18 protein-coding genes are annotated in these 18,203 nt (G+C 67.1%); 6 read left to right on the top strand and 12 right to left on the bottom strand.

Going from position 1 to position 18,203, the window contains the following annotated elements; translation table 11 throughout:
* Positions 1-14: 14 nt before the first annotated feature.
* Together PSEK12I1_RS0114170 and PSEK12I1_RS0114175 are read right to left on the bottom strand one after the other, a co-directional pair.
* On the bottom strand, positions 15-569 hold the full coding sequence (locus tag PSEK12I1_RS0114170) for a peptidylprolyl isomerase (protein ID WP_027599788.1): 555 nt from the start codon (positions 567-569) through the stop codon (positions 15-17).
* A 62-nt stretch (positions 570-631) separates the two neighbouring features.
* Positions 632-1,522 (bottom strand): LysR family transcriptional regulator, encoded by an 891-nt coding sequence (locus tag PSEK12I1_RS0114175; RefSeq protein ID WP_007158868.1) that lies wholly within the window; start codon positions 1,520-1,522, stop codon positions 632-634.
* A 172-nt stretch (positions 1,523-1,694) separates the two neighbouring features.
* Between PSEK12I1_RS0114175 and PSEK12I1_RS0114180 the strand changes: the two genes are divergently transcribed.
* The 3 genes from PSEK12I1_RS0114180 to rarD all read left to right on the top strand — a co-directional run bounded on the left by PSEK12I1_RS0114180 (position 1,695) and on the right by rarD (position 4,116).
* Positions 1,695-2,285, top strand: a complete 591-nt coding sequence (locus tag PSEK12I1_RS0114180) for a DUF3060 domain-containing protein (protein ID WP_027601942.1) — start codon at positions 1,695-1,697, stop codon at positions 2,283-2,285.
* A 74-nt stretch (positions 2,286-2,359) separates the two neighbouring features.
* Positions 2,360-3,211 carry an EamA family transporter gene (locus PSEK12I1_RS0114185; RefSeq protein ID WP_027601943.1) on the top strand — a complete coding sequence of 284 codons (852 nt, stop codon included), beginning with the start codon at positions 2,360-2,362 and terminating at the stop codon, positions 3,209-3,211.
* Positions 3,208-4,116 (top strand): EamA family transporter RarD, encoded by a 909-nt coding sequence (rarD, locus tag PSEK12I1_RS0114190; RefSeq protein WP_027601944.1) that lies wholly within the window; start codon positions 3,208-3,210, stop codon positions 4,114-4,116. The genes PSEK12I1_RS0114185 and rarD overlap by 4 nt, the downstream gene beginning before the upstream one ends.
* Here rarD and PSEK12I1_RS0114195 read toward each other — a convergent pair.
* The 4 genes from PSEK12I1_RS0114195 to puuE are packed head-to-tail and all read right to left on the bottom strand — an operon-like array spanning position 4,113 to position 7,059.
* Positions 4,113-4,613, bottom strand: coding sequence for an ureidoglycolate lyase (locus PSEK12I1_RS0114195; protein ID WP_007158864.1), 501 nt, complete (start codon positions 4,611-4,613; stop codon positions 4,113-4,115). The genes rarD and PSEK12I1_RS0114195 overlap by 4 nt on opposite strands.
* Positions 4,610-5,617, bottom strand: coding sequence for an allantoicase (gene alc, locus PSEK12I1_RS0114200; RefSeq protein ID WP_027599784.1), 1,008 nt, complete (start codon positions 5,615-5,617; stop codon positions 4,610-4,612). Before alc ends, PSEK12I1_RS0114195 begins: the two co-directional genes overlap by 4 nt.
* 24 nt (positions 5,618-5,641) lie before the next feature.
* On the bottom strand, positions 5,642-6,154 hold the full coding sequence (uraD, locus tag PSEK12I1_RS0114205; protein WP_027599783.1) for a 2-oxo-4-hydroxy-4-carboxy-5-ureidoimidazoline decarboxylase: 513 nt from the start codon (positions 6,152-6,154) through the stop codon (positions 5,642-5,644).
* Positions 6,151-7,059: an allantoinase PuuE gene (puuE, locus tag PSEK12I1_RS0114210; protein WP_007158861.1), complete on the bottom strand. Its 909-nt coding sequence runs from the start codon at positions 7,057-7,059 to the stop codon at positions 6,151-6,153. Before puuE ends, uraD begins: the two co-directional genes overlap by 4 nt.
* 216 nt (positions 7,060-7,275) lie before the next feature.
* On the opposite strand from puuE, the gene uraH reads away from it, so the two are divergent.
* Positions 7,276-7,647, top strand: a complete 372-nt coding sequence (uraH, locus tag PSEK12I1_RS0114215; protein WP_027601945.1) for a hydroxyisourate hydrolase — start codon at positions 7,276-7,278, stop codon at positions 7,645-7,647.
* 68 nt (positions 7,648-7,715) lie between these two features.
* Here the strand turns inward: uraH and PSEK12I1_RS0114220 are convergent, their stop codons facing one another.
* Complete coding sequence (locus PSEK12I1_RS0114220) at positions 7,716-8,762, bottom strand: SGNH/GDSL hydrolase family protein (RefSeq protein ID WP_027601946.1); 1,047 nt, start codon at positions 8,760-8,762, stop codon at positions 7,716-7,718.
* A 187-nt stretch (positions 8,763-8,949) separates the two neighbouring features.
* Positions 8,950-9,273: a helix-turn-helix transcriptional regulator gene (locus PSEK12I1_RS0114225; protein WP_007158858.1), complete on the bottom strand. Its 324-nt coding sequence runs from the start codon at positions 9,271-9,273 to the stop codon at positions 8,950-8,952.
* Positions 9,274-9,380: 107 nt separating this feature from the next.
* On the opposite strand from PSEK12I1_RS0114225, the gene PSEK12I1_RS0114230 reads away from it, so the two are divergent.
* Both PSEK12I1_RS0114230 and PSEK12I1_RS0114235 read left to right on the top strand, forming a co-directional pair.
* Entirely contained in the window at positions 9,381-10,478 is a 1,098-nt protein-coding gene (locus PSEK12I1_RS0114230; RefSeq protein WP_027601947.1) for an NADH:flavin oxidoreductase/NADH oxidase, read from the top strand.
* A gap of 143 nt (positions 10,479-10,621) precedes the next feature.
* Complete coding sequence (locus PSEK12I1_RS0114235) at positions 10,622-11,785, top strand: pyridoxal phosphate-dependent aminotransferase (RefSeq protein ID WP_027601948.1); 1,164 nt, start codon at positions 10,622-10,624, stop codon at positions 11,783-11,785.
* 213 nt (positions 11,786-11,998) lie between these two features.
* Here PSEK12I1_RS0114235 and guaD read toward each other — a convergent pair whose 3' ends face one another.
* The 4 genes from guaD to xdhA are packed head-to-tail and all read right to left on the bottom strand — an operon-like array spanning position 11,999 to position 17,994.
* On the bottom strand, positions 11,999-13,303 hold the full coding sequence (gene guaD / locus PSEK12I1_RS0114240) for a guanine deaminase (RefSeq protein ID WP_371099724.1): 1,305 nt from the start codon (positions 13,301-13,303) through the stop codon (positions 11,999-12,001).
* A gap of 35 nt (positions 13,304-13,338) precedes the next feature.
* On the bottom strand, positions 13,339-14,166 hold the full coding sequence (gene xdhC / locus PSEK12I1_RS0114245; protein ID WP_027601950.1) for a xanthine dehydrogenase accessory protein XdhC: 828 nt from the start codon (positions 14,164-14,166) through the stop codon (positions 13,339-13,341).
* Complete coding sequence (gene xdhB / locus PSEK12I1_RS0114250; protein WP_027601951.1) at positions 14,163-16,562, bottom strand: xanthine dehydrogenase molybdopterin binding subunit; 2,400 nt, start codon at positions 16,560-16,562, stop codon at positions 14,163-14,165. Before xdhB ends, xdhC begins: the two co-directional genes overlap by 4 nt.
* Positions 16,555-17,994 carry a xanthine dehydrogenase small subunit gene (gene xdhA, locus PSEK12I1_RS0114255; RefSeq protein ID WP_027601952.1) on the bottom strand — a complete coding sequence of 480 codons (1,440 nt, stop codon included), beginning with the start codon at positions 17,992-17,994 and terminating at the stop codon, positions 16,555-16,557. The genes xdhB and xdhA overlap by 8 nt, the downstream gene beginning before the upstream one ends.
* Positions 17,995-18,203 lie beyond the last annotated feature (209 nt).

Genomic DNA, 18,203 nt, shown 5'->3' on the forward strand with positions numbered 1-18,203 from the left:
GCAGGACAGGTCGGCTACAGCCGTTTGGCAGCGAGAATCATGACCGGTTCACGGGGAATGTCGCGCAGCATGCCCTGGCGGGTGGTCTGGACCCCGGCGATCTGGTCGACGACTTCCATGCCGCGCACGACCTTGCCGAACACCGCATAGCCGAAGTCGCGCGAGCCGTGGTCGAGGAAGGCATTGTTCTCGACGTTGATGAAGAATTGACTGGTGGCGGAATTGACGTCCGAGGTCCGCGCCATGGCCAGGGTGCCACGCAGATTCTTCAGGCCGTTGTCGGCTTCGTTCTTGATCGGCGCCTTGGTGCGCTTTTCCTGCATGTCGCGGGTGTAGCCGCCACCCTGGATCATGAAGCCGGGGATGACCCGGTGGAACAGGGTGCCCTTGTAGAAGCCGCTGTCGACGTAGCCGAGGAAGTTCTCGGTGCTGACCGGTGCCTTGGCCGCGTCCAGCTCGACCTCGATGTCACCCTTGTTGGTGCTGATGAGCACGTGCGGATTGTCCGCGGCCCAGGTGGAGGAGGCGACGAACAGCGCGCAGGCGGCAAGCAGGGCTTTGAACATGATGGATCCTTGAGTGGCAGAGACGACTGGCGAACGATAGCAACCCGGCCGGCACCCCGCCACGGTCAGCGTGGCAGGGCATGCTTGCGCAGCAGGTTCATGAGGATCTGCGAGGCCGGGCCCAGCTCGTGCTGGCGGGTCTTGTAGAGCTGGAAGGGATGGAAGCGCTGGGCTCCCTGTTCCAGGGGCAGCGGCTTGAGCAGACCGGCCTCGAGATCGGTCTGGATGGCGTCCCGGGGCAGCCAGGCGAAGCCCAGGCCGTCGCGCAGGAAGGTCGCCGCGGTGCTGATGCTGCCCACCGTCCAGCGCTGCTCGGCGGCCAGCCAGCCGGCATCCCGCGGCTGGGCGCGGCCGCTGTCGCGGATCACGATCTGCAGCTGTTCTTCCAGATCGGCGGTCACCAGGGTGCGCTGCAGCTGGTGCAGCGGATGCTCGGGATGGGCGACGGCGACGAATTCCACGGTGCCGAGGGAGGCCCCCAGGTGCGCGGCGATCACCAGCCCGGTGATCGCCAGGTCCGCCGAGCCGTCGAGCAGGGCCTCTTCCACGCCGGACAGCACCTCTTCGCGCAGCCGTACCCGGCAGCCACGACTTTGCGGCATGAATTCGCGCAGGCACAGCAGCAAGGGACGGGTGGGGTAGGCGGCGTCCACCACCAGCCGCACCTCGGACTCCCAGCCCTGTTCCATGTGGTAGGCCAGTTCCTCCAGCTGGCTGGCCTGCTGCACCAGGCGGCGCGAGCGGCGCAGGAGCACGGCGCCGGCATCGGTCAGCACGGCGCGGCGTCCCTCCAGGCGCAACAGCGGCACGCCGAGCTGCTCCTGCATGCGCGCGACGGTATAGCTGACCGACGACTGGGAGCGATGCAGCACCTCGGCGGCCTGGGCGTAGCCGCCGTGATCCACCACCGCCTGCAGGGTCCGCCACTGATCGAGGGAAACGCGAGGAGTCTTCATCAAGCGCTCTGGGCTCACGAAAGGGCGCATGTTAGTGCCTAGCCTGGCAATGGCAAAACGCGGCGTCCATCACGGCATGAAAAAATGTCGGCTGGCGGGTCAAATGTCCCGCCGACGCCAGCCTCCAAGCCTGCCGATGAGTTTCCCACTCTAGGCAAGACAAGGAGTCTCCATGTCGTCATTCAAGGCGTTGCTGGGTTGCTGTCTGGTCATCGCGCCGCTGCTGGTCCAGGCCGAGGAATCTCGCGCGGCGGCCGCCGCCCCCATCGATATCGAAGGCATGAACATCAGCCGGACCCTCGACTGCGAGGGGCGCGACGTGTCCCTGTCCGGCGAGGGCAATACCCTGACCCTGAAAGGCCAGTGCGGTGAGGTGTCGGTCTATGGCAGCCATCATCGCCTGGTGCTCGACAGCGCCCGGGCGCTGACCATCCATGGCCTGGGCAGCGTGACCACAGTCAGGGGCGCCGTGGCCAGCCTGAGCATCGGCGGCGGCTATCAGCAGGTGCAGGCCAATGTGCGCGGCAGCGATGGCCTGGCCAAGGTCGATGCCTACGGCTACGGCGCCAAGGCGCGCCTGACCCTGCTCAGCCAGGCCGACATCGCCGTGGGTGGTTCCAGTCAGCAGGTCTACTGGTCCCGCGCGGCCGGGGTGGCCGAGCCCAAGACGCTGGTCTCGGGCGCCGACAACGTGCTGCAGGCCAACCAGTCGGTGGCGGGCCTCACCGGCGGCGAACCCTCGGGCCTGAACGCCACCCGCTAGGCCGTGAAGGGCCGGGGGTTTCCCTCGGGCGGCGGGCACGTTAAGGTCGCGCACCTTTTTCGTGCGTCGCCGTCATGCCTTATCTCCTGCTCGTCACCCTCATCTGGGCGTTTTCCTTCAGCCTGATCGGCGAATACCTCGCCGGTCGGGTCGACAGCGATTTCGCCGTGCTGGTCCGCGTGGCCATCGCCTTCGTGCTGTTCCTGCCCTTCACCCGCTGGCGCGGGGTGCCGGGAAGCTTCGCCCTGGGGCTGATGGCGGCGGGCGCGCTGCAATTCGGCATCACCTATCTGTGCCTGTATCGCAGCTTCGCGGTGCTGACGGTGCCCGAGGTGCTGCTGTTCACCGTGCTCACGCCCATCTACGTGACCCTGCTGGACGACGCCTGGCAGCGGCACTTGCGAATCTGGTCGCTGCTCGCCGCCGTGGTGGCGGTGGGCGGCGCCGCCCTGATCCGCTTCCAACCGCTGACCGGTGACTACCTGCTGGGTTTTCTCCTGCTGCAGGTGGCCAACCTGACCTTTGCCGCCGGCCAGGTGCTGTGCAAGCACCTGGGGCATGCCTATGCCGGGCAGGGCGCCCTGCATCGCCATTTCGGGCTGTTCTTTCTCGGCGCCCTGCTGGTGGCGGCGCTGTCCTTTCTGCTGTTCGGCAATCCGGCGCGGTTGCCCGGCACCCTGTTGCAGTGGGGCGTACTGGTGTGGATGGGCGTCTTCGCCACGGCGCTCGGCCTCTACTGGTGGACCCTGGGCTCGCTGCGGGTCAACGGCGGCACCCTGGCGATCATGAACGAAGCCCATGTGCCGGCGGGCCTGCTGGTCAGCCTGCTGATCTGGCAGCACCCGGCCGATCTGCCTAGGCTGTTGCTGGGCGGTGGGATCATCCTGCTGTCGCTATTCATCAATCGTCTGGGGCGTCAGTCATGAACGTGCTGTCCGGCAAGGGCCTGGGCCTTTCGGTGCTGTCGTCGGTGCTGTTCGCGCTGATGCCGGTGTACTTCGCCTGGCTGGCGCCGCTGGACGGCCTGCAGGTGGTGGCCCTGCGGGTGGTCTGGTCGCTGCCCATGGTGCTCCTGCTGGTGGTGCTGCTGCGGGAGGGCAAGGCCCTGTGGGCCACGCTCAAGCGGCTGGTGCGCGAGCCCCGGCTGTGCCTGGCGATCCCGGCGGCGGCGCTGCTGATGGGCATCCAGTGGTGGGTGTTCGTCTGGGCGACCATGAACGGCGAGGCCATGGCCATGTCGCTGGGCTACTTCCTCTTGCCCCTGGCCATCGTGCTGACCGGCCGGCTGGTCTATGGCGAGCGCCTGCGACCGCTGCAGCGGCTGGCGGTCGGCTGCGCGCTGCTGGGGGTGGTCAACGAGGTCTGGGTGACCGGGGCGCTGTCCTGGGTCAGCCTGCTGCCAGTGGTGGGCTATCCGCCGTATTTCGTCCTGCGCCGCTGGATGGCGGTGGATGCCTTGTCCGGGTTCGTCTTGGAGATGGTCTGCCTGCTGCCCTTCGCGCTGCTCGCCCTGCACTGGTTCTCGCCCGGCGTCATCCTGCAGCAGTCGCCCTGGCTGTGGGCACTGTTGCCGGGACTGGGGCTGCTCAGTGCCATCGCCTTCGCCGCCATGCTGGCGTCGAGTCGCATGCTGCCGCTGAGTCTGTTCGGCATCCTCAGCTATGTGGAGCCGGCGCTGCTGGTGTTCGTCGCCCTCTATGTGCTCGGCGAGCAGCTGCCGGAGGGCGCGATCTGGACCTATGGCCCCATCTGGCTGGCGGTGGCCTGGGTCTGCCTGGACAGTGCGCGCCTGCTGCGCAAGCAGCTCAGGCGCGCGCCAGTGGCGCCCTAGAGCGCCAGGGTCGGGCACTCTGCGGCCGCGAAAAAGAACTCGTCGCAGTTGGGCAGGCTACCGGCGCGATCGACGATGAGGAATTCGTCTTCGTCGCGCAGGGCCAGCACCGGGTGGTGCCAGACGCCGGCATGGTAGTTGATGCCCTGGCGGCCATCGGTGCGGAAGACGCGGATGGCACCGGCGTCCGGCACCGCCGCCGGCGGCGCCACCACTACCAGGAAAGGCTCGCCGCGTAGCGGCACGAAGGCCTGGCTGCCGTGGGGATGGCGTTCGAGCATGGCGATGGTCAGCGGATAGTCCAGCCGCCGGGCGCGAAAGATGCTGATGATCGCCGCGCCGTCCGCCGGCCCCGTCTCGACCCGTGCCAGGGCGTGGTATCTCTGGGTCGAGCCGTTGTTGATGGGATACCAGTCCCGGTCCGCCGTCTCTATGACCTCGCCGAAGGGCGCGAAGCCCTCGGCGGTCAGCGGCTCGATGCGCAGTGGCCGGCTCATGCCTGGCCCCGCGCCACCTTGCCGAACAGTCGCAGTCGGCTGACGCCGCCGTCCGGGAAGATGTTCAGGCGCACGTGGGTGATGGGGCCGAGGTCGCGCACCTGCTCGCGGAAGCTGTGCTCCTGGTGCATCTGCAGCTTTTGCGGCGGCAGCAGCTCCTTCCAGAAGAGACTCTGGGTCTCGATCTGACCGTCGGTGCCGCCGCGCACATAGGCGCCCTGGATCTGGCAGCTGTCCGGGTAGTTGCCCTTGAAGTGCAGGGTGTCCACCAGGATTTCCTCGACGATGCCGGCGTGGCCCAGGGCGACGATCACCCAGTCGTTGCCGGGGGTGCGGCGGCGCGCGGTTTCCCAGCCGTCGGCCATGCTGGCGGCGCGGCCCGGGTTGAGGATGTTGCTCATGCGGCCATAGTGCTCGTCGTTGCAGGCCAGGGCGCGACCGCCGTTGAGGGCGGCGGCCAGATCCAGCACTTCGTCGTCGGCCTGGGCCGACCAGTCGCGGTGGGGAATGCCATAGACCCGCAGGCGGGCCACGCCGCCATCGGGATAGATGTTCAGGCGCAGGTGCGTCCAGGGGCGATCGTCGCTGATGGCATGGTAGTGATGGCTGTTGCCCTGCATCTCGATGGCCGGCAGCACCTCGGTCCAGGCGGCATCGGCGGCCGGGTCGCCCTCGGCGCAGAAGCAGGCTTCCAGGGAGGCCGAGGGCGGGTAGTTGCCGGTGAACCAGCGGGTGTCGATGTCGACGCCCTTGATCGAGCCGGGCACGCCCAGGCGGATGACCGCATGGTCGTAGCCTTCGAAGCGCTTGCGCCGCGACTCCCAGCCGTCCATCCACTTGCCGTTGTCGTCGTAGACGCCTTCCTTCCACTCCGGCTCGTGGGGCTGGAGCATGCGGTCGGCGGCGGCGAACCAGTCGTCGGTGACGCTGATGACACGGGTGCCGAGGCGGGCATCGGCGAGGTTGAGGTACTTCTCGAAGGGCGCAGCGTAGGTGCGTTTCATGGGGTGCTCTTGTCGGGGGAGGGGTCAGAGGGTCTGCAGGCGGAAGAGGGCGATGCGGTCGATCTCGGCCAGGGCGCGCTGGAATTCCTGCTCCGGACTGTTGGGCAGGCGTTCCTCGAAGGCGGCCAGGATCAGGTGCCGGTTGCTGCCCTTCACCGCCATGATGAAGGGGAAGCCGAATTTGGCGCGGTAGGCCTCGTTGTGGCGGGTGAAGCGTTCGAGTTCGTCCGGGGTGCATTGATCGAGGCCGGCACCGGCCTGTTCGCCACTGCTGGCGGCGGTCAGTTCTCCAGCCAGGGCGGCGCGTCCGGCGAGATCCGGGTGCGCCTGGATCAGCGCCAGCTGTTCGGCTTGGCTGGCGCGGGCGACCTGGGCGGCGAGGCGCTGGTGCAGGGCTTCGACGCTGTCCGGCAACGGCTGGCCCTCGTCGAAGGCGCGCTCGGCGACCCAGGCGGAATGCTCGTAGATGCCGCCAAAGGTCGCGACGAAGGCGGCGCGCTCCAGCTGGCTGGGGGTGACGGTCTGGAAGGTGCTCATGCTGGCGGATGCTCACTGTGCCAGTGACGGGCGATGTCCACCCGACGGGCGAACCAGACGCGCTCATGGCTCTGGGCGTATTCGAGGAAGCGCTTGAGGCCCACCAGGCGACCGGGGCGACCGATCAGCCGGCAATGCAGACCGATGGAAAGCATCTTGGGCGCGGTGGCGCCTTCTTCGTAGAGGGTGTCGAAGGCGTCCTTGAGGTACTGGAAGAATTGCTCGGCGGTGTGGAAACCCTGGACCTGGGTGAATCTCATGTCGTTGGTGTCCAGGGTGTAGGGGATCACCAGGTGTGGCTTGCCGGTGGGCGTATCGGGTTCCCAATAGGGCAGGTCGTCGTCGTAGGTGTCGCTGTCGTAGAGGAAGCCGCCTTCCTCCATCACCAGGCGCCGGGTATTGGGACCGGTCCGGCCGGTGTACCAGCCCAGCGGTCGTTCGCCGGTCAGTTCGGTGAGGATCTCGATGGCGCGCTGCAGATGGGCGCGCTCCTCGGCTTCGTCCATGTACTGGTAGTCGATCCAGCGATAGCCGTGGCTGCAGATCTCGTGGCCGGCCTGGACCATGGCGCGGATGACCTCGGGGTGGCGCTCGGCGGCCATGGCCACGGCAAAGATGGTCAGGGGCACCTGGTGCCTGGCGAACAGTTCCAGGATGCGCCAGACGCCGGCGCGACTGCCGTATTCGTAGAGCGACTCCATGGACATGTTGCGGACGCCCGGCAACGGCTGGGCGGCGACCATCTCGGAAAGGAAGGCCTCGGACTCCTTGTCGCCGTGGAGGATGTTGCGCTCGCCACCCTCTTCGTAATTGAGCACGAAGGACAGGGCGATGCGGGCGTCACCCGGCCAGCGGGGGTGGGGCGGCTGGGCGCCATAGCCGATGAGATCACGGGGATAGGTCATGGAAGGGGCATCCTGGCAGTCGAGATGTTTTGTATACAATGTTTGGAGACCTTTGCCGAGTCCCAGCAAGAATCCTGCCCAACTGGTCTGACCGGTCTGAAGACTTTCGGCCGGCTGGAACGCGCCCGGGCCGCAGACAGTGCCTCTGGCAGGGCTGTATACAATCGCTGGCTGAAAAACTGTTAGGCTGGCTCATCACCCTGCAGGAGCGCTCCCATGTCCGTTTCTTCCCCTGGCGGTTACCTGACGACCCATGTGCTGGACACTGCCGGTGGCTGTCCGGGCGCAGATATCGTCTTTCGCCTGTACCGTCTGGAGGGGGCCGCGCGACAGGCCCTGGGTGAAGGGCGGACCAACGCCGATGGCCGCAGCGATACGCCGCTGTTGCAGGGCGACGCCTTCACGGCAGGGGTCTATGAGCTGGAGTTCGAGGTGGGCGCCTACTACCGGCGCCGCCAGGTGGCGCTGGATGAACCGGCCTTTCTCGATACCGTGGTCCTGCGCTTCAGCCTCGCCGACGAGGGCGCGCACTACCACGTGCCGCTGCTGGTCTCTCCCTATAGCTACTCGACCTACCGCGGCAGCTAGCGGCAACTGCTCCGCGGCGGTGCGCTTCCGCCCTAATCGGCACCAGGGTAGGGCGTAGGTCCGCGGAGCTAGTGGAAGGTCGGCTCGGTGTTGAGTCGCGCGGTGGCGAGCAGCGGACGATCCGGCACGGCACTGCCGGGCCAGGTCTGGGCGATGCGTTCCAGCACTACCTGGGCCAGCATGCTGTGGGTACGACTGGCGAAATGCCCGCGGGCGCCAAAGATATAGGCCTGGTCGGCGCCCGGTTCGACATAGCTGTCCGGATCGCAGAATTCGCGACCGGGGAGACAGGCATCCCCTTCGGCATGGGTGAAGCCGTAGTTGCCGTAGTGAGCGAAGACCTCTTCCATCACCCGGTAGGCATCCACCAGCAGCAGACGGTCTCCGGCCGGCAGGTTGGCCTGCAGGGTATCGTTGTAGAGCTTGACCAGCTCATGGTTGCGCTGCGCCACCTGCTCGGTCCAGGGTTCGAGATAGGGCGCCTTGCCGTAGTCGGTGTTGTTGAGCACCACCAGCCGCTGGGCACCCAGGCTCAGCAGATAGCGCAACAGCTTGACCTCGTTCAGGGCGGTATGCCGGATCCGCGCCTCGACCTGTTCGCGGACCTCGGGGGGCAGTGGCGAGTCGGCCATCAGCGCGGCCTTGAGCTTCTTGTCGTAGAAGGGCCCGATGATGTCATTGCCGCCGATCTGCACCAGCACCAGGTCCTGCTGGCGGAAGCGGCCATGCTGCATCTCGAAGTTGCGGATCTGCTGGGAAAAGGCCAGCGGCGCCTCGTTGTGGTCGAAGCCCGGCTCGGTGAAGCTGCCGGTCACGGCGCCGCCCTCGGCGTAGCAGAGACCGTCGGGGTCGCTCGGCCCCTCGTGGCCATAGCCTTCCACCTGACGATTCGGGCCCAGCTCGATGCCGTAGGCGTCGGCGATTTCCTGCGGGTAGGTACGACCGGGATTGGTCGCATAGATGTGGCCGAAGGTGCCGCAATCCATGAGGCTGTCACCAAAGGCGATGACCCTCTGGATACCCCGCGCCTCGGCGATGGGCTCGGGGCTGGGTACGAGGGCGAGTAGCGCGGCGACACCCGCCAGTGCGGTCGCCAATCCCCAGTGCTTGCCCATCCTCTACCTCCCGGCAGCGCCCAGCGTCTGTGCTGTCACCGCCTGCTGCAACCTTCATACCGGGAAGAGCGGGAAAAACGGCGGAGAGTTCCCTGCGACCGGACCAGCCGAGACGGCAGGCGACGACAGGCAAGGACCTCGGGTGGGACGGGGCGATTGCGGCCCGCCCGCTGCCATTCAGGGTGGGTCAGTCCGGCTTGGCGACGGGATCGGAAGATTGCGCCAGGATGGCTGCCATCAGACCGGGGAAGCGCTGATCCAGGTCTTCGCGCCGCAACTGGTTCATGTGCGTGGTACCGGCGTTGCGGGTATGCACCAGGCCGGCGTCGCGCAGGACACGGAAGTGATGCGACATGCTGGATTTGGGACGGCCGCCGTCGAGTTCGCCACAGGTGGCCTCGGCGACCCGCGCCAGATAGCGGACGATATCCAGGCGCACGGGATCGCTGAGCGCGTGGAACAGACGCTCAAGGGAAAATTCGTCGGGACTGGGATGTTTGAAAGGGCGCATGCGCCAATCATACACCGGGGGTTGGCGATTATGTTATGTTCGATTAATATCGAATTAACGAACAAGATTTCGACGTACACCTTGTCACCATACGGGAGACCGCTCAGATGTCCGCATTGTTCCAACCCTTCACCCTCAAGGACGTGACGCTGCGCAACCGCATCGCCATTCCGCCCATGTGCCAGTACAGCGCCGTGGACGGCGTCATCAACGACTGGCACCAGGTCCACTATGCCGGCCTGGCCCGTGGCGGTGCGGGTCTGGTCGTCGTCGAGGCCACGGCGGTCTCGTCGGAAGGCCGCATCACGCCCGGCTGCGCCGGCATCTGGTCGGACGCCCATGCCCAGGCCTTCGTGCCGGTGGTCCAGGCGATCAAGGCCGCCGGTTCGGTACCGGGCATCCAGATCGCCCACGCCGGTCGCAAGGCCAGCGCCAATCGACCCTGGGAAGGTGACGACCATATCGCCGCCGACGACGCCCGCGGCTGGGACACCATAGCCCCGTCCGCGGTGGCCTTTGGCGCCAACCTGCCCAAGGTCCCCAAGGCCATGACCCTGGACGACATCGCCCGGGTCCGTCAGGACTTCGTCGACGCCGCCAAGCGGGCCTACGAGGCCGGCTTCGAGTGGTTGGAACTGCATTTCGCCCACGGCTACCTGGCGCAGAGCTTCTTCTCGGTGCACTCCAACCAGCGTGACGACCAGTACGGCGGCGACCTCGCCGGCCGCAGCCGCTTCCTGCTGGAAACCCTGGCCGCGGTGCGCCAGGTCTGGCCGGAGCACCTGCCGCTGACCGCGCGTTTCGGCGTGATCGAATACGACGGTCGCGACGAAGAGACGCTGGCCGAATCCATCGAGCTGGCCCAGGGCTTCAAGCGCGAAGGCCTGGACCTGCTGAGCGTCAGCATCGGCTTCTCCACCCCGACCGCCAACATCCCCTGGGGCTCGGGCCTGCTGGCGCCCATCACCGAGCAGGTGCGCAAGGCGACCGGGCTCAAGGTGGCCTCGGCCTGGAACATCGACACCCCGGCCCTGGCCAACCAGGTGGTGGCCGACGAGCAGCTGGATCTGGTGATGGTGGGGCGCGCCCACCTGGCCGATCCGCACTGGCCCTACTATGCGGCCAAGGCCCTGGGCGTCGACAAGCCGTCCTGGGTGCTGCCAGCGCCCTACGCCCACTGGCTGGAGCGCTATCGCACCAGCTGAGGCTGAAGAAATGGCCGCCGCGGACCGGCGGCCATTTCTACTGGCGAGTGGCCAGTATGATAGCTAGCTAATCGTTAGGCCCGCACCTTGCATGACGTCAAAGCGATCCATCGCTGCTCTATCGTCATACAGGGAAAATTGTCATGTCCGAGATGTCTCGTCGCTCCTTCGTCAGCCTGGCCACCCTGGCCTCCGCCGCAGTTCCGCTGGTGGGCTGGTCCCGTCTGGCTGCCGCGGATACGGCCGCGCCGCCCGGGCGGGAAAAGGTGCTGATCAACTACAACGAGAATCCGCTGGGACCTTCGCCCAAGGCCGTGGCCGCCATGCAGCGAGGGGCGGCCCTGAGTGGCCGTTATCACTTCGAGTATCAGGAGCAGCTGATCGAGCTGTTCGCCCGCCAGCACGGCTTGCCGAAGGATCATGTACACGCCTTTTGCGGCTCCAGCGAACCCCTGCAGTACGCGGTGATGGCCTTTACCGGGCCCCGCAGCCTGGTGCTGGCCAACCCCAGTTACGAAGCGGCCATGGTGGCAGCCAAAGCCAAGGGGGCACCGGTCCACGAGGTTCCGCTGGACGCCAGCCATGCCCACGACATTCCCGCGATGCTGGCGGCGGACAGCCAGGCCGGGCTCATCTACATCTGCAATCCGAACAACCCCACCGGCACCGTCACGGCACGCGAGCGCATCGAATTCGCCATCGCCAATCGCCCCAAGGGTAGCGTGGTGATGATCGATGAGGCCTATATCCACCTGAGCAACGAAAAGAGCTGCCTGGACCTAGCCGCGCAGCATGACGATGTTCTGGTCCTGCAGACCTTTTCCAAACTCTACGGCATGGCCGGCGCCCGACTGGGCTTCGCCGTGGGTAAACCGGATTTGCTGGCCAAGCTGGAGGTGTTCGGCGGCGAGAATGCCATTCCGGTCGCCGCCATGCTGGGTGGCATGGCCAGCCTGGAGGATCGCCAGTTGGTAGCGCAGCGCCGCAAGGAGAATGCCGCCACGCGCGACGAGACCCTGGCCTGGCTTCGTCAACGGGGCTTCGCCTGCACGGCCTCCCAGGGCAACTGCTTCATGGTCGATACCGGTCATCCGGGCCAGCAGGTGATCGCCGCCCTGGCCAGGCGCAACATCGTCATCGGTCGCACCTGGCCGGCGTGGCCGACCTGGGTAAGGGTCAGCGTCGGGTTGCCGAATGAGATGAAGGCCTTCCGCGAAGCCTTCGTCGCGGTGCTCAAGGACCCGACGGCGCTGGCCGGATTCACGCCCTTGGAACGCCAGGGTGGCCAACTGGCGCAGCTCGCCTGATCCGCCGATAAAGCGCTTGCAGGGTGGCTAACGGCGCAGCCTTATCCACCCTGCCGCGTGCCTGCCAGTGGAAAACGCGGCGCGGTTTTCCACGCTACCGGATCGAGGCTCGGGCTTGGTCGTTTGGGTTTGTTGGGCTTCGCTAGGCTCAACCCAACCTACGTTGATGGGTAGGTTGGGTTGAGGCGGCTCCAGCGGCGAAGCCCAACAGGTTCAGCTGTCGCGGCTGTGTACCCGGCGACCCGCGGCATAGGTCTCGCGCACCACGCGGTCGTCGGCCAGGGTGGTGAGGACGAAGAGGGTTTCTTCCAGGCTCTTGGACTGCTGCAGGCGGTAGTCGAGCAGCGGGGTGGCCTTGAGGTCGAGCACCACGAAGTCGGCGTCGTGGCCGGGGGCCAGGCTGCCGATGCGGTCGTCCAGGCGCAGGGCGCGGGCGCCGCCGAGGGTGGCCAGGTAGAGCGACTTGAAGGGGTGCAGGCGATGGCCGCGCAGTTGCTGCACCTTGTAGGCCTCGCCGAGGGTCTGCAGCAGGGAGAAGCTGGTGCCGGCGCCGACATCGGTACCGAGGCCGACATTGACCTTGAAGGCTTCCATCCGATCTAGATCGAACAGCCCGCTACCGAGGAAGAGGTTGGAGGTGGGGCAGTGGGCCACCGCCGAACCGGTGTCGTGCAGGCGCTGGCATTCGGCGTCGCAGAGGTGGATGCCGTGGGCGAACACCGAGCGCGGACCGAGCAGCTGGAAGTGGTCGTAGACGTCCAGGTAGTGGCTGCGCTCCGGGAACAGCGCCTTCACCCAGTCGATCTCCTTGAGGTTCTCGGAGAGGTGGGTGTGCAGGTAGACGTCCGGGTGCTCGGCCAGCAGGCGGCCGGCGGCTTCCAGTTGTTCCGGCGTGCTGGTGGGGGCGAAGCGCGGGGTGACGGCGTAGTGCAGCCGGCCCTTGCCGTGCCAGCGCTGGATCAGCGCCTTGCTGTCGGTGTAGGCGGACTCGGCGGTGTCCTGCAGATAGTCCGGGGCGTTGCGGTCCATCAGCACCTTGCCGGCGATCATGCGCAGGTCGAGGCGTTCGGCGACCTCGAAGAAGGCATCCACCGACTGCGGATGGACACTGCCGAACACCAGGGCGGTGGTGGTGCCGTTGCGCAGCAGTTCGCCGACGAAGACCTCGGCCACCTCGGCGGCCTTGGCCGGATCGGCGAAGGCGCCCTCGGTGGGGAAGGTGTAGGTGTCCAGCCAGTCCAGCAGCTGTTCGGCGTAGCTGGCGATCATGCCGGTCTGCGGATAGTGGATATGGGTGTCGACGAAGCCGGGGGTGATCAGGGCGTGGGGGTGCTCGATCACCTCGGTGCCGGCTGGCAGGGTGGGCAGCAGTTCGGCGGCCTGACCCATGGCCTGGATGCGGCCGTCCGCGACCAGCAGCAGACCGTCGGCGTGGTATTCGTAGGAGGCGTCCAGCCCCACCTCGGCCGGGTCGGCGAGGCTGTGGAGCAGGGCGGCGCGATGGGCGATGGCAGTCATAACGATCTCTGAAAGACGAAGCGGCGGAAAAGGGATCAGTTGGGCGCGACGGCGTTGACCAGGCGCAGCGGCTGGTCCGCCTGCTGGGCCTGGCGGCCGTAGTGGGCGATGACCTCGCCGGCCACGGCGATGGCGATCTCCAGCGGCAACTTGCCCTGGACCTCGGGCAGGCCCAGCGGGCAGCGCACCGTGGCCAGGCGGTCGGCGCCGTGGCCACGGGCGGCGAGGCGGTGGCGGAACTTGGCCCACTTGGTCCTGGAGCCGATCAGGCCGAAGTAGCCATGGTCGCCGCGGGCGAGGATGGCGTCGGTCAACTCCAGGTCCAGGGGATGATTATGGGTCATGACGATGTAGTAGGCACCCGCCGGCATGCGGGTGATCTCGTCGACCGGCTCGTCGGTAACGATCTTTTCCACGCCAGCGGGCAGGACGGCGGGAAACTCCTGGGGCCGCGAGTCGACCCAGCGCACGGCGCAGGGCAATCCCGCCAGCAGCGGCACCAGGGCGCGAGCGACATGGCCGGCGCCAAAGACGATCACCGGGACGTCCTGCGCCAGCTGGGGTTCGAACAGCAGGGTGGTGACGCCGCCACAGCACTGGCCGAGGCTGGCGGCCAGGGAGAAGCGTTCCAGGCGCGGCTGGCGGGTGCCGGCGGCGAGCATTTCCCGGGCGATGTCCACCGCGCGGTATTCGAGATGACCGCCACCGATGGTCAGGTGCTGCTCCTCGCGCCCCACCAGCATCTTGGTGCCGGCCTCGCGGGGTGTGGAGCCCTGTTCGTCGGCCACGGTGATCAGCACGCAGGGTTCGCCGCGTGCCTCGAAGTCGGCCAGCAGGGCCAGCCAGCCACGTTTGGGGGTCATGCCGGTTCCTCCGTGGCGGTCACGGGTATGACCTGGCTCTCGGCGGCCAGGCGGCGCATGCGCTCCACGCCCCAGAGCACCCGCTCGGGAGTGGCCGGGGCGTCCAGGGCCGGGTGGAAGCGGTAGTCGGCCACGCTGGCCACGGCGTCCTGCAGGGCGCACCACACCGAGATGCCGAGCATGAAGGGCGGCTCGCCCACGGCCTTGGAGTGGAACACCGTGGCCTCGGGATTTTGCCGATTCTCCACAAGGCGCACGCGCAGATCCGGTGGCACGTCGCTCACCGCCGGGATCTTGTAGGTGGAGGGACCGGCGGTGAGCAGCTTGCCGGCGTCGTTCCACACCAGTTCTTCCATGGTCAGCCAGCCCAGGCCCTGGACGAAGCCGCCTTCCACCTGGCCGATGTCGATGGCCGGATTCAGGGAGGCGCCGACGTCGTGGAGGATGTCGGTGCGCAGCAGCCGGTATTCGCCGGTGAGGGTGTCGATCAGCACCTCGGAGCAGGCGGCGCCGAAGGCGTAGTAGTAGAAGGGCCGACCGCGGGCCTGGTCGCGGTCGTAATGGATCTTGGGCGTGCGGTAGTAGCCGGTGCTGGACAGCGACACCTGGCCGACATAGGCCAGCTGGATCAGCTCCTCGAAGCTCAGCAGGCGATCGCGCACCCTGACATGGCCATTGCGGAAGTCGACCTCTTCGGGCCCGACGTGGAAGTGCCGGCTGGCGAAGTCGATCAAGCGATCCTTGATGGTTTGGGCCGCGTTCTGCGCGGCCTTGCCATTGAGGTCGGTACCGCTGGAGGCGGCGGTGGGCGAGGTGTTGGGCACCTTGTCGGTGTTGGTCGCCGTGATCTGGATGCGGGCTATGTCGACCTGGAAGACCTCGGCCACCACCTGGGCGACCTTGGTGTTGAGCCCCTGGCCCATCTCGGTGCCGCCGTGGTTGAGGTGGATGCTGCCGTCGGTGTAGACATTGACCAGGGCGCCGCCCTGGTTGAGAAAGGAAGAGGTGAAGGAGATGCCGAATTTCACCGGGGTCAGGGCCAGGCCCTTCTTCAGTACCGGACTGTTCCGGTTGAAGTCGCGGATGGCCGCACGACGCGCCTGATAGTCGCTACTGGCCGCCAGGTCCGCGGTCATCTCCTCGAGCAGATTGTCTTCCACCACCTGGTGGTAGTGGGTGAGGTTGCGCGTCTCCTTGCCGTAGTAGTTGCGCCGCCTGACCTCCAGCGGATCGAGACCGCGATGGCGGGCGATGGCGTCCATGACGTTCTCGATGGCCAGCATGCCCTGGGGGCCGCCGAAGCCGCGGTAGGCGGTGTTGGACGCCAGGTGGGTCTTGCATCTGTGGCCGGTGATCTGGGCATTGCCGAGAAAGTAGGCGTTGTCGGCATGGAACATGGCGCGGTCGATGATGGCGTTGGACAGGTCCGGCGAATAGCCGCAGTTGCCTGCCAGTTCGAAGCGGATGCCCAGCAGCCGGCCGTCTTCGTCGAAGCCGACGTCGTACTCGACGTGGAAGGGATGGCGCTTGCCGGTCATGTGCATGTCTTCAAAGCGCGGCAGGCGCATCTTCACCGGGCGCCCGGTGAGATGGGCGAACACCGCGCAGAGCGCCGCCGGCATGCCGGCCTGGCTCTCCTTGCCGCCGAAGCCACCGCCCATGCGTCTCATGTCGACGGTAACCCTGTTCATGGAGACGCCGAGCACCTCGGCCACCTGTTTCTGCACCTCGGTGGGATTCTGGGTAGAGGAATAGACCAGCATGCCGCCATCCTCGGTGGGCATCACCGAGGCCACCTGGGTTTCCAGGTAGAAGTGCTCCTGGCCGCCGATGGCCAGCTCGCCCTGCAGGCGATGGGGGGCAGCGGCCAGGGCGGCGGCCGCGTCACCCAGGTGGTGGCTGTGGCTGGGCGAGATGAAGTGCTCGCGGCGCAGCGCTTCCTTGACGTCGAGGATGGCCTCCAGCGGCTCGTATTCGACGAGGGCGGCCTGGGCGGCGCGGCGGGCGGCGTCCAGGCTGGTGGCGGCCACCGCCAATACCGGCTGGCCCAGGTACTGCACCTCGCCATCGGCCAGCAGCGGATCGCCGGGGAGGACGGCGCCGATGTCCAGCTGGCCCGGTACGTCGGCGGCGGTGATGGCCAGGGCCACGCCGGGAATCCCGTAGCAGGGCGCGAGATCGATGTGTTTGATCCGCGCATGGGCGTGCTCGCTCATGCGCGCATAGACGTGCAACTGGTTGGGGAATTCCAGGCGATCGTCGATATACAGGGCCTCGCCACTGACATGCTTGTCGGCGCTCTCGTGCTTGAGCGGCTTGCCGACGCCGGTGGCCAGGCCGGCGGCGAAGGCCGCGGCCATTTCCTCGGGGGTGCGAACGGGGAGGGTGCTAGACATGGGCGGTGACCCTCGTGGCGAGCGTGGGCTGGGTGGTCTCCAGGTGACATTTGCGCAGCAGGTTTTGCGCCGTCAGCAGGCGGTACTCGCGACTGGCGCGAAAATCCGACAGCGGGGCGAAATCCTCGGCCAGGGCCTGGACGGCGCGTTCGATGGACGCGGCATTCCAGGGCTGGCCGAGCAGCGCCTGCTCGCAGTGAGCGGCACGCTTGGGCGTGGCCGCCATGCCGCCGTAGGCGATGCGTACCGCCGCGACGTGGTCCTGGTCGAGCTCCAGCGCGAAGGCGGCGCAAACCGCGGAGATATCGTCGTCCAGCCGCTTGGATACCTTGAAGGCGCGAAAGACCAGGCCCTCACGCGCCCGCGGCACCCGGACCGCCTGGATGAATTCGCCGGGTTCCAGGGCCGTCTTGCGGTAGTCGAGAAAGAAATCGTCCAGAGCCAGTTCGCGCAGGCGTTCACCCTGGCGCAACAGCAGGCTGGCGCCCAGGGCCAGCAACAGGGGCGGACTGTCGCCGATGGGCGAGGCATTGCCGATATTGCCGCCCAGGGTGCCCTGGTTGCGGATCTGCAGGGAGGCGAAACGCTGCAGCAGGGCGCCGAAGTCCGGGTAGTCGGCGGCCAGGGCGGCGGCACAGTCGGCCAGCGGGGTGGCGGCGCCGATCTCGATAGAATCGTCGCCGACGGTGACGCCGCGCAATTCCGGGAGGTTGCCCAGGTAGATCAGGGTCTCCAGACGGCGATGCTGCTGGGTGACTTCCAGGGCCAGGTCGGTACCGCCGGCCAGCAGGCGCGCCTCGGGGTGCGCTTGGTAGAGACCGGCCAGTTCGCTCAGGGTGGTGGGGCTGTGGCAGCGCCGGTTGGCGCCCTCCAGACGGGTGTCGGGTACTGGCGCCAGGGCCTCGAGGCGCTCCAGGGTTTGCTGCTCGCGGGCATCGAACTGATCCGGCTGACGGCCGGCGCAGGCCTGCTCGGCTGCGGCCAGGATCGGTCGGTAGCCGGTGCAGCGGCAGAGATTGCCGGCCAGGGCCTCGTGGGTGGCGGCGTCATCCGGCGCGGCAACGTTCTTTTGCAAGGCGAACAGCGACATGACGAAGCCAGGGGTGCAGTAGCCGCACTGGGAACCGTGGCAGTCGACCATGGCCTGCTGCACGCTGTGCAGGCGGCCCTGGTGCTTGAGGTCTTCCACGCTGATCAGTTGCCGGCCGTCCAGTGCCGCGACGAAGGTCAGGCAGCTGTTGACGGTGCGATAGCGCAGCTGGTCGCCGTCGGGCTCGGCCAGCACCACGGTGCAGGCCCCGCAGTCGCCCGAAGCGCAGCCTTCCTTGGTGCCGGTCTTGCCGCAGCGCTCGCGCAGGTACTGCAGCACGGTAAGGTTGGGATCTAGCTGCTCTTCAACGCGCAGCTCCTGGTCCAGCAGAAACCTGATCACGGCCGCTCTCCACCTGGTCTCGAATGCCTTGATGGTGGGTAAAGCTGACCGATAGGTCAACATTTGCCCGGATGCGTGGCGCCCCTCTGTCGTTTTTGAGCAAGAGGGGCAGGAAAGGCTGCGCCGTCCTGGCGCACTCGGTACGTCGGCGCCCATGGATGGTGCAAAAGCAGCCGCTCTAGCGAGCTCTTCTGCGGAATATTTATGCG

This window comes from Pseudomonas sp. MOIL14HWK12:I1 (assembly GCF_000510705.1).
Classification (GTDB): domain Bacteria; phylum Pseudomonadota; class Gammaproteobacteria; order Pseudomonadales; family Pseudomonadaceae; genus Chryseomonas; species Chryseomonas oryzihabitans.